Annotated in this window: 6 protein-coding genes; 1 reads left to right on the top strand and 5 read right to left on the bottom strand. The window is 44.4% G+C overall.

Features of this window, described 5'->3' with window-relative positions:
* Positions 1 to 328: 328 nt before the first annotated feature.
* The 5 genes from Pan161_RS20210 to Pan161_RS20190 all read right to left on the bottom strand — a co-directional run bounded on the left by Pan161_RS20210 (position 329) and on the right by Pan161_RS20190 (position 13,345).
* Positions 329 to 2,773, bottom strand: a complete 2,445-nt coding sequence (locus tag Pan161_RS20210) for a hypothetical protein (RefSeq protein ID WP_145230258.1) — start codon at positions 2,771 to 2,773, stop codon at positions 329 to 331.
* 444 nt (positions 2,774 to 3,217) lie between these two features.
* Positions 3,218 to 8,368, bottom strand: coding sequence for an SUMF1/EgtB/PvdO family nonheme iron enzyme (locus Pan161_RS20205; RefSeq protein ID WP_145230256.1), 5,151 nt, complete (start codon positions 8,366 to 8,368; stop codon positions 3,218 to 3,220).
* A gap of 445 nt (positions 8,369 to 8,813) precedes the next feature.
* A complete protein-coding gene (locus Pan161_RS20200) occupies positions 8,814 to 10,364 on the bottom strand; it encodes an Hsp70 family protein (RefSeq protein WP_145230254.1) in 1,551 nt (516 codons plus the stop codon).
* 131 nt (positions 10,365 to 10,495) lie between these two features.
* Positions 10,496 to 11,695, bottom strand: coding sequence for a hypothetical protein (locus Pan161_RS20195; protein WP_145230252.1), 1,200 nt, complete (start codon positions 11,693 to 11,695; stop codon positions 10,496 to 10,498).
* Between the two features lie 78 nt (positions 11,696 to 11,773).
* Entirely contained in the window at positions 11,774 to 13,345 is a 1,572-nt protein-coding gene (locus tag Pan161_RS20190) for an FHA domain-containing protein (protein ID WP_145230250.1), read from the bottom strand.
* Between the two features lie 1,051 nt (positions 13,346 to 14,396).
* Between Pan161_RS20190 and Pan161_RS20185 the strand changes: the two genes are divergently transcribed.
* Positions 14,397 to 15,908, top strand: coding sequence for a beta-propeller domain-containing protein (locus Pan161_RS20185; RefSeq protein WP_197995430.1), 1,512 nt, complete (start codon positions 14,397 to 14,399; stop codon positions 15,906 to 15,908).
* Positions 15,909 to 16,005 lie beyond the last annotated feature (97 nt).

The following is a 16,005-nucleotide window of genomic DNA, read 5'->3' as shown; positions in this document are numbered from 1 at the left end:
ATGAGATCCACTTCGAGGAACATCTCGGAGGACTGATCAATTCATACCGGCGGATTGCGGCGTAGATCAAATCGAAAAGTAAGTCATTTTTTCACGTTCAGCGTACGCGCGTTCGCACCGAAAAAGTCACAACTAACAATCCTTCACGGCATACTTGCACTGTCCCACCTCAGTTCTTTCACCAGATATTCTCTTCTAAGATCAGTTGGCTATGGGACTTTACGTGCGACAGTCTTTTTGTATCCGACGCCACCTCAAAAAAATAGTAGAATATTGGAACATTCCACTCCTCTTTTTTGTATTTTATAACTGGATTGAAATATTCTATTCAGAGTCCCACGCGGATTGGATTCTTTTTCCGCTTGTTTTTTTTACTACGCGACTCGGCGGGGGCAGTAGTGCGTGCTTCTGCGGCTTTCTTGACCCAGGTTAAACTGTCGCGTTCATGTCTGAATTTCATTTTGACATCAGCATAGGAACTGGAAAAAGCGGGTGGAAGCGATCTTTTCAGATTACCGAAATTGTCAACGATGACTGCTTCCGGTGCGATTGGCTGATGTCTTCTGCGCCTTCTGAGTTTCAGGTCGGGATGCTCTTCCGATCGAATGGTAGGTGCGAAAATCGCATCGACGAGGTAATTCTGGGTATCAAATTCGACCCTCGCTTCTTCGTCATACTCTTCTTTGGCGACATCATACAACTCTACAACCTGCTCGCCGCCAATTTCTTCACCAATGGACGTTTTTAAGACAGAATGAATCGTTGTACCTGTTGTAGGATACCATTGGTAGATTTCGAAGCTCGCAGTGGTCCCTGCAATACCATAGGGAGGATCCACATTGAGCAGGTAAAAGTGCACATCTTCCTCAGCAGTCACTGCTGCGGTTTCATTACTCCAGGGAGTTCTGCGGGTTTCACCTTCGGCAACTGCCGGTAGTACCACTTCATCAAGGGGACGCTGGTAATTCGGATTCCGCACTATGAGCCGGACGCGGTACTTGTAGGTTTCACCGGGTATTATGTCGAAATCAAAGTACCGGAATAGAAGCAGACGACCGGCAACTGTCATATTGGCTTTCAGCTTTTGAAGCTTGGAATCAGTCATACCCTGCATGACCGATTCCATTTCACTGGCACCTCTTCCACCGTACATCAACTCACTCCGCATGCCTCGCATATCAAGCTGCACTGTGGAGAATCCTTTCTGTTTTTCTTTAAATACTCTTTCATTTAAGTGAGTGTTTTTGTACTGATCCAAGATACGTCGATTGAATTCAAGTTCCTGTTCGATTTCTTCCTCGCTCAAAGTAAAGTATTCCACGCGGGGATGTGTAGCGACTTTATACCAGGAACCGGCAATGCGGCTGGGAAGCGGCATCGTCAAGACACGGTCCGTAATCCCACTGTTGACGACTTCGGGATCAAAGTCGGCACATTCCTTCAATATTTTGATCGACGTTTCGATGTCCACATCTTTCCACTCTCCTCCCCAGGGATCTCCGCCGGGAATGGCCTTTTTACGTTGTAGCTGAAAATCGAGAAATTCTAGGATATTTCCTGTCTGCATATTTTTGAAATAGAAGGCGTTGCCTAATGAACGTTCAAGTTTATCCTGCTGGGTTGACAGGTCGAAGACACCGCGTACTGCGGCAAACCTTACCCCCCGCCCTTCACGAACAGGACCAGTCATACCGATACCGCCTTCCGTTCCCGTCATTAATTCTGATTCATCGGGAAGCTCACCAAATGTCAGGCCCGCCATAGCAGAGACACCTGAGCCCCCCATACCATCGGCTATACCTGTGGCACGTTGTTTGTTAGGATCGTATCCTGGTTCACCCGGTTTTGCTTTATTACCTTCTGCTGAGTTCGTTTTTTTTCTGCCCTTCAGACTCTCGCGAACAGGACCGGTATGCATGGTCATGCGATCAAAGCTGGCAATCAGATCTTCCACAGGCAACCATTCCATCTCTTTAGCTTTAGTTTTTTTTGCATTCAATGGCGCAACACGCAGTTTTGGGGATTCAGGAACTGCACTCTTGGGTTTCATCTCCGATTTTGGTGCGGTAAGACTTTGTAAAGTATTTTTTGGTTTGACGTCAGCTTTTTGTTTCTGAACTGGCTCTGGTTGGTCTTCTGACTTCGGAGATTGGGGGAGCAGCTTTGCAGGTTCTTCTGGTACTGATTCATTCAATTCAGATTGATCTGAGGAGGCAACCTGGTTCAATGGCTCAGAGGTTGCGTTTTGCCCAGGAAGAAATGAGCTAATTGTGAAAGCGAGGAGCAGTAGTACAATCACTCCTGCACTACCCCAAATGAAACGAGGATCGGTATGAAACGGTCTGGCTTTCGGGCTGGTTTTTTTTTGCCTACTGCGTAAGCGGCGCGGTCTTAGATTTAAAGCATCCTGATTGTGGATGACTTGATCGTAGATTTCGTGATTCTCAACTTCTTCCGACCATGAATCCATGTAAGTAGACTCTGGTTCAGCAGGTTTTATTTTGGCACGTAATTCTTTGTCGTATTTTTCTTTTTGTTCAGAAACCAGAAGACAGACTCTTGCAGCTGAGAGTTCGTTGAGGATCCGTTGAGATGCCTTTAGATGCTCGCCCAACGCACACTGCTGAACAAAAGCCATACAACGATCGGCGGCCGCTTCGATGACATCGGGATCTTCTTCGAATAGATCGATACCGAGCAATCGATAATGATTTGGTGGTTGATCTTTGGGTGGAATGCCCAGCCATTTGTAATAAGGGTCAAATTTAGCCATGGACCGCTTTGATTAGAGAGTTATCAAGAAGAATTATGTCTGTACGTAAAGTTCTGGATTGAACATCATCATTTCAGATAATTAAAAATATCTCTAAGATCTCATGTTTCTCGTTAACTCTTCCACAGGTGTTCCAGATTCTACATTACCGGATACTGAAGACGATCGATTCTTCCGTGAAGAAATATTGTTTTATAAATCAGGTCTTTTTCCTTGAATAGAATATAACAAAATCTTGCTTTACTAAACGAAGACTTGCTTCTTAATCGTTTTTGAATCAGTTGGCTGGCGTCACTGATCTTGATCTATATCAGTTGTGACAGGAGGGGATAAAGATATCATTAAACGAAATTACCGGTAGGTCTCAATCAGACTCCTCCCCCGCTAGTAGTACCAACCTTCCCCGTAAGAGCCTTACTGTCAAATATTGATATAATAGTCAGGTTATTTAGGTCGGTACCAGACTGAAGCGGAGATGATCTTATCTTCCATTTCTTCTGCATCAATCGATTGGGGGCGAAAACCAAGATTCTTCAATCGGGTAGCTTCCTTGTAATGTTCCTCAGGACTCAATTCATTCAGTTCTAACGAAACATAGTCGGGATGTTCGATCCAGCAACCCCCATATTTTGCTGAAAAAGATTCAGCTGCAGCAATAGAGACGTCTGTTTGAAATGAATAAACGCCCTGCTTATTTTTATGTTCTTGTAAACTACCATACCAGCTTGCCCATCTCGGTGCAGATTTGGGGACAGGATACCATACGTTTGTGAAACGTAACTGCTTCTTGTCGCCATAAAATATATCTTGTTGTGAAATGTACCATTTCTGGTTCGTCAGTTTATCAAAATTGGACTTATGTTCCGTTTTTGTGAGGCCTATATCTAGATAAGCCTTAGAGGGGCCATCCTTGATCCAGACTGCAGTGTATTTCTCTTCCTGATCAAAGTAGCCAGCCGCTTCTACAGGCATCCAGTTACCCGGCTGTAGTTTTTTATTTTCATTCATCATGTCCTGTGCAGATGCATTGGCAATCAACTTCCAGACATGTTGATCCCGGACACAGACAAACGCAACGTAAACGGCATCCTTGTGCTTATAGGGGCGAATCCTTTGCGGGAGATAGTTCGCAATCTTCAGTTCTGTCTGCATTTCCAGAAACGAACTCAGGGGTAGATTCAAGCACCAGATAAAACGCTCATCCACTACCCCATGAACGGATTCGATTTTATCCTGCGTGGATTTACTCAATGCTCGCCAGGAACGCGGGAGCGGAGGTTCATTCCAAAAGACCAGTTTTTTGACTGGGGGAGTTTTCTCCTTTTTCTTAGAAGGAGTTGAAGGCTTTGAGGTCGTTGATGGTGATATTATGGTTTTTGTCTTATCGAGTCCTTGTAGAGCTAAATTATGAACATGGCCTGCTCTGCTGCCAACAATTATAAAATCATCATTCGGGTTGATAGCAATATCTGTAGCAATATCATCTAATTCATATGTTCTGATTTTTGTACCATCAGAGAGATCCCAGATTATAAGAGTTCTGTCATTAGAACCGGAGATAATCTGGTTACCGTTTGAAGAGACAGACAGACAGGAGATATCGTTCGAATGACCGCTGAGTGTTCGAATTAAATTTCCACTAGACAGGTCCCAGACTTTAGCTGTACTGTCCGATGAGCCAGAAATAAGATGCTGCCCATCCGGCGTTATTTTCAAACAGTTTATTCTATCAGAATGCCCTTCGAGAGTATGAATCAAACCGCCCCCCATCAGGTCCCAAACCCTAAGAGTTTCATCTGACGAACCAGAGACAGCCATTCTTCCATTTGGTGTGACAGCCACGCAACTGATTCTATCAGAATGTCCACTGAGTATTCTAACTAATTTTCCACTGCTCAGATCCCAGAGCTGTAGCGTATTGTTCTTCGAACCTGAGATGGCATGCTGCCCGTCGGGTGTAACAGCTACACAACTAATGAGATCAGAATACCCTTCGAGTGACTGCAGTATTCTCCCATCAGAGAGACTCCAAACCTTTAGCGTGTAATCATTTGATAACGTGGAACTGGAAATGGCAGATTTGCCATCTGGCATTAAGGCCAGACAACTTACAAAATCAGTGGATGTTGGATCAGAAGGTCCTTTAAGAGTGCGAACCAGCGTGCCGTTCTCTAAGCTCCAGACCCTGAGCGTATTGTCTTTTTCCACAGAAAACACATGTTTGCCATCTGTTAACAAGGCCACAGTAAGGACATGATTAGAATGTTTTATATTATTTTGGGGATAGGCGGTACTCTGAATATTGAGATTGCATACTTTAAGTGCTCCTTCGTAGGTGCCAGAAATAACTTGTTTTCCATCTGGCGTAACTGCAACACAAAAAATATCTCCCAGTTGGTCTATTAGTCTCCTGCTCATCTTGCCATTGCTAAGATTCCAAATAGTCAATGTACCACCAAGCGAACCTGAGATTGCATGTTGCCCATCTTTTGTCATTCCTACACTCATGATTGGATAATCAGAACTTGCTTTAAAAGCCCAAAGCAACTTACCACTTACAATATCCCAAACACGCACCGTCCGATCAATTGAACCAGAAATGAGCTGCTTCCCATCTAGAGAAATTGCAACGCAAATAATAGTGCCTGAATGTCCTGAGAGAGTTCTAATCAATTTACCAGAAGCGATATTCCATAGATTCAATCCAAACCCAGCATTAGAAACTGCATTCTTGCCATCCGGTGTTGTGACTAGACAATGGATACTACTGGAGAGGCGCGTGGAAGCATTTCCTGACGATGTTCGAATCATACTCCCGCTGACAAAGTCCCATATTTTTATTGTTCCACCAAGGTCTCCCGAAATAATCTTTTTACCATCTGGCGTCAATGCGACACATGATATTTTATCCGAATGTCCTGCCAGAGTCCGTAGCAACTTACCATCGGCCAAGTTCCAGACTTTGAGAGTCTTATCAAAAGATCCAGAAACGACCTGTGATCCATCGGGAGTGATTGCCACACAACGAACGTTATCCGAATGTCCTTCGAGAGTTCGAATTTTCTCTTTCGTAGCAAGATCCCAAATTATGAGAGTGTCATCAGTCGAACCAGAAATAGCCCGCGTTCCATCTGGAGTGACTGCCAGACATGAAATGCTACTGGAATGCCCGGCAAGCGTTCGTATCAGTGGTCCGCCTGGCTGATTAAAAGAAGGCCAACTGGAACGAATTTGAATCTGCTGATCAGGTAGCGTTTGAAATAAAGTGAAAGCCGGCTCTTTCTGGCTTATCAGCCGGGCCTGTAACTGCTCACGTACCGCTTGTGGATTATCGAGTAAAACATGTCGTGAGAGCTGCAGGGCTTTTTTAACTGTTTGTACATCGAGACTGTTACTATTGCTGTATTCATTAATGATTTGATCCACGCCGACTGAGGTGAGGCGTTGTTCAATCCACTCAGGGTTCAGATACTCTGCATTATCCTGGAGTGGTATAGTGAAAGCGTGTGGTGATTCTTCAGGAAAATCAGCTAATTTTCTTTCCCATTTAATTCCGCTACTGGTTAGTTTGACCAGGCAGTTTTCCAGCTTTGCATTGGTGGGAAGAGCTATTGAAATCTGTCCCAGTCCCTGTGCGTCAGTAGTTGTACTTCCCAGTAAAGATTGGTTGTCCTTATTATTAAGTAATAATTGAATCATGACTTGTTTCAGTGGTTGTTTAGTGGACTCCGAAAGTACCGAGAACTTCAGGTCATGTGTGGCGGTTTTATCTGGCGGTTGGGGAGTTCCAGGGGAGTCATTTGGGGCCGCGAGAGTTCGTACGACTCGGAAGCCAATTGGATTAGCATGAGAGTCGGGGCCATGAGAATTTCGAAAAGCGGAATGATGAATCACCCAGGTTGCCCCTCGAAAAACGCGTGTGCCTGACTGATCTAACTTTCCCAAGGGATCGATTGCTTTTTGACTGTCGAATTGTTGATAGAAATCTTTTTCATACCAGTCTTCGCACCATTCTCCAACATTTCCATGCATATCATAGAGATCAAAATTATTGGGTCGATAAGAACCCACTCTCGTCTCGAATCTCGTCTCAAGTCTTGAATCCATTCCCTTACCAAGTGCCGGGCGTCTAATCCCGGTCAGGTTACTTTTACTTGTGTCAACTTTAGAGCCAAAATGGAAGAGTGAAGTCGTGCCAGCTCGACAGGCATATTCCCATTCAGCTTCGCTGGGCAATCGGTACCCCAATCCGCCGTTAATTGAAACATTTGCTTCAATAATGGTGCTGATCGTTTTCTCTGAATTTGTTCCAGTAGAAATACGGAAAGAGCGGCGCTTTGTATTTTTCAGACTGTAATACGGAGGGAGTTTTTCCCTTTCACTGAGTTGATTACAAAACATAACACAATCGAACCAGGAAATTCGCCAGGCTGGAAACCTGTTTACATTGACTCTCTCCAGTCCCTTTATCATACCCTGATTCATACTGTCTTTGATCAGCGTGTTGAATTCTTCACGCGTGACTTCGTATGATCCCATATAAAATGGCTTGGTGATCTGTACCTGATGTGGGGGGAACTCATCTTCTAACACTGAAACGGGAAATGTTGGACCCAATAGAAGTATTTTCTGTAGTTCCTGAGGGGAATATGAACTCCCCATTGTAAACTCTCCCGGGGGAATCAGGATGAGATTCATTCCAATGCTGTTTGTAACAGTACTGTCGTGCTTGAGATAATCAGACCATTCTTGCCTTATATTTTTCACCTCAAGCTTATTAAAGGGGGCGATCAGCAGTTGTGGGGATTCAGGAACTGCACTCTTGGGTTTCATCTTCGGGTTTGATGTGGGAACAATTTGTAAAGCAATTTTTGGTTCGAGTTCAGTTTTTTGTTCCTGAACTGGCTCTGGTTGGTCTTCTGGCTCCGGAGATTGGGGCAACGTAACGGGCGCCTCATTTCCTGTTGAGGGTGTAGGCAACTCAGCAGGTTCTTCTGGTACAGATTCATTTAATTCTGATTGATCTGAGGAAGCAACCTGATTTAATGGTTCAGAGGTTGCCTTTTGCCCAGGAAGTAATGAACTAACTGTGACGGCGAGGAGCAATAGAACAATCACTCCTGCACTACCCCAAAAGAAACGAGGATCGGTATGAAACGGTCTGGCTTTCGGTCTGGTTATTTTTTTTCGCCTGCTGCGTATACGGCGTGGTGTTAGATTTGAAGAATCCTGATTGCGGATTACTTGATCGTAGATTTTATCATCATCAAGTTCTTCCGACCATGAATCCGTGAAAGCAGACTCTGGTTCAGAAGTTTTTATTTTGGCACGTAATTCCGTGTCGTATTTTTCTTTTCGTTCGGATACCAGAAGACAGACTCTTGCAGCTGAGAGTTCGTTGAGGATCTGTTGAGATGCCTTTAGATGCTCGCCCAATGCGCACTGCTGCACAAATGCCATACAACGATCGGCGGCCGCTTCAATGACATCGGGATCTTCTTCGAATAAATCGATACCGAGCAATCGATAATGATTTGGTGGTTGATCTTTGGGAGGAATGCCCAGCCATTTGTAATAGGGGTCAAACTTTGCCATGGCCCGCCTTGTAGATTGGTCCCGTTGTCAGAATGAAATCGGTACTCTGATGAAATACAGTAATCTTACTGATAGTATGTAGAATCCATACTATTCATAAAAAGACCAGCCATCAATTCTAAAGTTCAAATTGAGACGAATGTACTTTGTCATAACTGTAATCAGACTTGATGCATTATCCCTGGGGGAGTTGAATAAAGACTGACAGGCGACTGTATCGTAATAAACTATTATTGGAAAGGTTTAGTCTGTTGCCAACTGTGGAACTGCCATCGGGTGATGAAAATCACCTTTCAGGATAGAAGGCGAAGATTGAGAGCAATCCTAACTGCACCAGTCGTCATGCGGTGATTAAATCAGTAGCCAGCCGCTGGATGCTCGAATCCCTGTCGAGCATCCCTGAATATGATTTGGATCTCTGGTCTTAGAAATATAAAATGAGGGGTTACTTTGCGAAGAGCCCACCAGGTTTATCCAAGCGGCGGCCCCATTCGCGCATGGCGGACTCATCAAGGCCACTCACGCGCTCGATTGTGACCTGAACTTCACGCTCAGCTTGAGGGAGTCGCGTGTAAACTGTGAGGCGACCATTTTGTGCATAGCTGAAGTTGATAAGAACTTCCGATTGAGCAGGCAAGCCTTTGGGTAGATTGTCAACAATACATTTCCCAATGATAGTCGCATTTTTGCCGGTCGCGTCTCCTCCTTCGATAACTTTAACGACAACTCGTTTTTGATTTTCTTTAACGGTGAAAAAGCGTTTGCCTCTAATAACCGGTAATGGAGTGTTGCGTGGTATGATCACTGAATTTTTTTTGCGGTTCGTTTGTTGATCGAGTGCAAGGACCCCTAAGCTATGCGAGTTGACATTGCTGATTTTGATCGATTGTTCAATATCAATACTCTCGGACTGCAACAAGCCAGCATAAATGGCTGCCCCGTGTGCTACGACCTCGTCTACAGGAAGCGATTTCTCAGGCTTGAGCCCCGTTTCCTGTTCCAGCATCTTTTTGACAACAGGCATTCTGCTCGAACCACCAATTAGCAGCAATCGGGTTATCTGGTTGCGATCCAAACCAGCATCTTTAATCATTTGGCTTATTGTAAAAATGGTTCGTCGCAGTAAATCTGCTGTAAGCGATTCAAACATCTCTCGCGTGAGGGAAAGACGGACTCCCTGTCCAGCATGTTCAAAGGAAATCGTGGTTTGCTCACGAGCAGAAAGTGCACGCTTGGCATCTTCCGCCTCGCGCATCAAGCGGTGTATGCCTGCCAGGTTATCACGAGGATCTAGGCCACGATATTTCTTTTTGTATTCTTCAGCAATAAAATCAACGATGCGGCGATCCCAGTCAATTCCACCAAGAAATACATCCCCCGCTGTCGCAATAGTATTGTAGTTTTTTCCATTGATTTCCATGAGAGTAACATCAAAAGTACCTCCACCCAGATCATAAACCAGTACTATTTCTTTCTGCTGTGACTCGCCCCCTTGAGATAGAAATTCATTTTTAAAACCATACGCAATTGCCGCAGCAGTTGGTTCGTTGATGATGTCAATCACGTTGAGTCCTGCCAGTTTGCCAGCGTCTTCAGTTGCTTTACGTCGTGGTTCGTTAAAGAAGGCAGGGACTGTAATGACGACATCATCGAAGGGACCTATAACAGATTCGGCATCGTGTTTTAGTTTTTCCAAAATAAGTGATTGAACGACTTCCGGAGGAAGGTTTTGGCCAGCGATCCGACGGGAGTAGTGAGAGTTTCCCATTTCACGCTTGGCATGATTAGCAATCGATTCGGCTTCGAGAGGAGCTGCCCGCACTGCTTCCTTACCGATAACCACATTTGAATCATCAAACAGCACAACACTGGGAGTGGTCAAATCCCCCTCGGTATTGGGAATGGTAGTCGGCACTCCACTGGAGTTGAGATAAGCCACAACGGAAAAGGTGGTTCCCAGATCAATTCCAACTGCAATCTTATTCGAATCAGTCATTGATATTTTCTATTGTCAGTGAATGTTTGGGGCCAGGTCCAGACTTCTACTGACCTTGAAGCAATTTGGGATTCAGTTTGTCCAGACAGAGTTTCAGGAATACCCCTTGTGCTAATGGAAAGCTTGCATTGTTATTTATTCAACACCGAACCCGAGCTGACGTCGGGTACACCATCACGCTTCAGCATTTGCTGATATTTTTTTGTTTCGGGTTGAAGCGATTCGTCTTCATCGGCAATATTGACGTATAGATCTCGCATTAGATTAAAAAGTTGATGATAGGCAGGCTCATCGCCCGGTTTGGCAGGAGCGAAGTCGAGACCATTGCGAGAGATGAATTGCAATAGCGTAATCACATTGCATTCTCCCTCTTTAGGATCAAATTTCAGACCTGCTCCAAGGATGCCGATATCTGCTGTAGACTGCAACAAAGAGATTTCCGTCCACAAGCTTTTCAGAAAGATTTCTGCTCGGTAATACTGCTGCCAACTTTCCATTCCCTCTTTAAACCGTGAATCCCTGGTGTTTTTACTATTAAATCGGTCCCGCATATTTTCGAATGCTACATATAAAGCATTCAGAGATTTACTCGAAATTCCACCTGCACTTGCTTCTTGGATCACCAGGTCACGCTGTTTCTCAAACTCTTCTCGACCATCATTAAAGTAATCATCACGTAACACATTCGGCCACCAGTTGGTATCAAGCGGTTTACCTTCATCAGCCCGAAAAACCATTCGCCGCCCATTGGTGAGGCGTTGCTGGAGCATTACCCCGTGAAGAACTTCAGGGGACAATGTCATTTTTTTTAACTCTATGCCATCTATCGAATGTGACTTCTGAGAATACTCATATGCGAGTACACTATTTGAGAGACGATATAACAAAAAGTTTAACGCATTTCCGTTTGCAATGGCCGGGCCGTTAAGTTCAGGATGGTTTTTCAGGCGTTCCCACTTTCGATTGTTTTGAAGTCTTTTACTATCAAGATGATTGTAAGCCCGTTTCAGGCGTTCTGCCTCACGTATTGCCTTTGCTTCATAGTAGGCCTTAAGTCTCAAAACCCAGTTCTCAATCTCCATACGAGCTGCCTGTGCATGCAACTTACGAGCATAAGCAATGTCCACTGCAGAGTCGCCTCGTGCTCGAATCAAATCAGACAGAGCATAAGTATTATTTTCAAGAATGATCACCGGATTAGAATAAGTTCTATAGTGATAGTATGAATAATACCAATGTCTTTTTGGATATACCACAGTTTGTGTTATTGCCGGTTCTGCAAAAAATAGTGAGAGCATCACAGTGATAATTAACATTTTGATTTTCTGCATGAGCTCATTTCCTTGCGGATTAATTTGAACAATCGATGATCTATTATTTTCAAACGCTCAACATACAAATATTAGCGACTATAATTGTGTTAATTTACGAATTTGTTCCAAGGTGGGTACATCACATTGTTCGCCTGACGGTGGTTTATTAAAATCCTTGTCTGGTGTAGGACGTGAGTAAAGCCCGACAACTTTATTCCTGGAATTCAACAAAGGGCTGCCATTCCAGTTGTAAGCCATATCGTCTCCCTTACATTTTACTAGTAGACGTTTCAAGCTATTATTCTCCAAGCCTTGAAAACGGATGAAATATCCTTTCATGCTCTTTGCGGTATACTTGCTTTCTCCTGCAATGAATTCCGCATCTTCCTGTAGAAATGGTACCCCCCAGATTGTGAGTTCTCTATTCGGAGTCGGTAATTCATCCGCAAGTTCCAGATGAACCGGCAATTCCCCCTGCACTTGGAGCATCGCAACATCCAGACAGATTAGTTGCTCAACCGTTTGGAACATGTGATCATTGAGGGATTCCATTTTCTGGCTAGCCTGATTCAATTCTTGTTTGCTGGGGGGAGTCCCTCTGTTATTCATCCCTTCTTGGAGCTTACGAATTTCTCTGTCTAAGTCGTATGATGTGTTAACAAATTGGCGATAGTCAGGTAATAAAGAGGTCTTCCTGACTAAGAAGATAGCATCGGTATTGGTAGTCGAATGCACCTGGATGATGGGGTACTGTTCTTTGTTTCGTTCAATGAATGCCCCCACACTTCCACTGGTAATCAACTGATTGTTTGAGATGGCGAATGCAGTCCCAATCCGGAGAAATAACTGGCTTTTATTTTCCTGAGCAAACACCGTGTAGATCGACTTTCTGACATCAAATTCAGAAGTTCGGACAGGTAGTGCTGGAATAGACTTATTATTTTCAGTGACCTGGTTGTCCAGGCCAGATGTCTGATTCACTTGCTGATCATTATTTTTATTCGGTTGAACTGCCTGAGCATTATACGGCCCTTGCAATTGTTGACTGCGTGATAACCCGAATATAAAAAATAAAATGATAATCAAAATTAGAATCAAAAATATCAATCCACCACCCACCCAAAGTAGCGGACTGTTTGTTCCCGATTGATTACCCGATACATTGATTGTAATTGGACCGGCACTATGTGGAAGACCAACGGGAACAGTGCTTGAAGTTGTCGGTTCAGTTGAAACTAAAAGCGAACTATCCTCTCTCGGCATCACTTCCTGAGGTTCAACAACAGCATCGTAATCCGGAATGGAATCCGATGCTGTTTGTTGAGCAGCAGCAGGTGGCGGTAACGTTTCTGTTTGCTTCAAGGAATCATCATCAGTTGAGATCTCTTCGGCAAAAAAAACAATCTCTGGACCATCCTGCGTTAACTTTATCTGATCATTCGACTTGATCCAGCAGAGTCGGTTTGGCTCTGAGTCATTTGCAGAAAGCAGAGTTTCAGATGTTGATTCGACTAGCCACCGTCCAGCAATGTTCTTAATCACTGCATGTCGATTTGCAATTCGCGGATCGTCCCTGATTACAATGGTGCAGTTTGAATTGCTTCCAATCGTTGCTTTATTTCCAGTAAATGAAATTTGTTCTCCATCGGAAAGACGAACAACCGGCAAATGACTTCTCCTTTAAAATAGTGTGAGCTCGCTAGTGAATTAGCCGAAAGATTACTCCGTAATATACTTTGAAATTTAATACCAGTATACATAGTTGTTACTTTCTACCATCAAACTCAATAACAAAAGGTGACAAATGTTACATTTCACATCAAAATCAATTGATAGGAGGCTGTAATGGGAATAGTATGAAACTTACTAACAGGATCATCAGTCACGTAGTTAGAGTTAGGCTCAATTTTTAATTCTTTGAGCAAACGAATTTAGAAACAGACATTCAAGTCGGGCCATGACAAAATTTGATCCTTATTACAAATGGCTGGGGATCCCCCTCAAAGATCAACCTCCGCATCATTATCGGTTGCTGGGAATCGATTTATTTGAAGCGGACCCTGATGTCATCGAAGCAGCCGCGGACCGCTGTATGGCGTTTGTCCAACAGTGTGCGCTCGGTGAGCATCTAAAAGAATCTCAAAAGATCCTGAATGAACTCTCTGCCGCGCGAGTTTGCCTGCTGGTTCCAGAACAGAAGGAAAAATACGACGTAGATCTGCGCGCCCAACTTGAACATTCTACGCCGGAGCCTGCCTTATCTGAAGAATGGGATGAGCAATCGGACGAAGACCTTCTACCTGAGCGCTCCGTAAACAGACAGAGACACAAACGCAGCACCAAATCGGCACGCACAGAATCACCGCCAAAAAGACTCCGAAAACGAGAGCAAGTTTCAAAACAAGATCCATTCAAGCTCAATATTCGAGTTCCCAAGTCTGCCTGGGGAATCGCGGGGGGCTGCTGCCTCTTATTTCTGGTCATTATGATCAGCTTTCAATTTATGGGAGCAACAGAGGAGCCTGACGCTCCAACTCAGACAGCTGTTTCGAATCTAACAGAAACTGAGAAAACAGTTCTGCCAGATCCGGAACAGACTCAACCGCCTCAGGAAAAGTCAATGAGTCTGACGCAGAAGGAACAGAAGGTTCCTCCACCAGGCAGTGGAACCTCGGTTAACCCCAAGCCGGCTCCTCAGCCACCGCCGGCAACCGAGCTCATGCTACAGTTTACGGTGCGTGGAGAAGCCCAGGATCAACAGCCCGGCGAACCACTGAAGGATGTCAAGCTGGAACTGGTTTACCAGTCCAGGCAGAATGAGAAAAAGCAGATTACACTGGGGACTGTTATCACAGATGAACACGGATTAGCGAAGCTGCAGATAAAGCTGCCGCCTGATACTGCAGTTGGTAGCCTGCTGGCGAAACTGAGCCGAGATCGTCAAAACTGGGAACGAGAACTGCATGGGTTTCCTCAGACCCTCACACACAGCCTGATGATCCCGGTTTCGGAAGAACCAGATTACCTGAATCCCGACTGGATCGAAAAAAGGTTGGCCCAGGTCGGCATTGACGTGTTACTTGAGGAATACGAAACCGAAAAAGATCCGCTCATACAAACGGTTCAAGGCACACTGGAGTTGTCCCAGCACGTTCTCCGCAAGAATCCCGAAGCCTTACGCGAACAACTGCAGGCACGCCTGATCGGCCGTCCTGAACCCGAACTCGCCGTTTTTCAGCAGCTGCCGAAAGATCGCGTGCAGTTTCGTTCGGAGTGGCCGACGTTTGATGAGTACAATAAAAGATCTCGTTTTAAACGAAAAACTATGACCAACTGTATTGCCATCGCATCAGACGGAAAATTCGCCATTACTGCCAATGATTCAACACTTATTTTACGGGATCTTAATACTAAAAAAATACTGCAATTGGTTACGGGCCATACTGATAGAGTCACTTGCATTACGATCACACGTGACAGCAACTACGTTGTATCAGGAGATGTAGATAAAACCATTAGAATCTGGAAATACGACAATGGGAAATTGCAATTAGTGAATATTCTCCGCGGACACATAGGGCCAATTAGAAATATTGCAATTTCAGAAGATGGAAAGCAGATTATTTCCTATTCATTTGATCGTACTATGAGATCAGATCGTACCATGAAAGTATGGGACTTCACCAGCGGAAAGGTAATTAGTACGTATGACAGATCGTATAGCACCTGTATTGCTCTGAATCAAAAGTATCTTATTTCCAGTTCCATTCTGGGATTGAAGGTCTGGGATATTACCAACGGCCTTTCTAAAGGAACATTGATTCGTAACTTAGCAAAACATACAGGAGATGCAGGAGTCTCGGAACGAATTAATTATGTCGCATTCAGTCCCTCTGGGGATAAGTTGATGACAGGCTCAGATGGCAATACTCTATCACTGTGGGAACTTCCAAGTCTTCAAGTTGTCCAAACGCTAAAAGGTCATTCTGATCATATCACTTCTGCGGCAATGACTTCCAATGGAAAACAGGTGATTTCCAGTTCCAAGGATAATACTCTCAGATTATGGAGCCTTCAAGACGGAGAACTAATCAAAACCTATGAGCTGGCTGATACCGCACAAGTTATAAAAATAAGTTCAGATGAGAAGTCTGTGATTGTTGGTTGTTCCTCAGGTCGTTTTCACAAACTGACAATTCAGATACCAAAGGCAGAAACTATGCTCGATTAGAAACAGGTAACGGTTACTTCCCTCCCTAAACCAGAACCCTCTGGAAATGATCCGGCACTATTAGTCGCCCCCTTCAGCAAACAGGAAGCTGAAACCA

Origin of the sequence: Gimesia algae (genome assembly GCF_007746795.1) — a bacterium.
GTDB lineage: Bacteria > Planctomycetota > Planctomycetia > Planctomycetales > Planctomycetaceae > Gimesia > Gimesia algae.
This window is presented reverse-complemented; position numbering and strand designations above follow the sequence as displayed.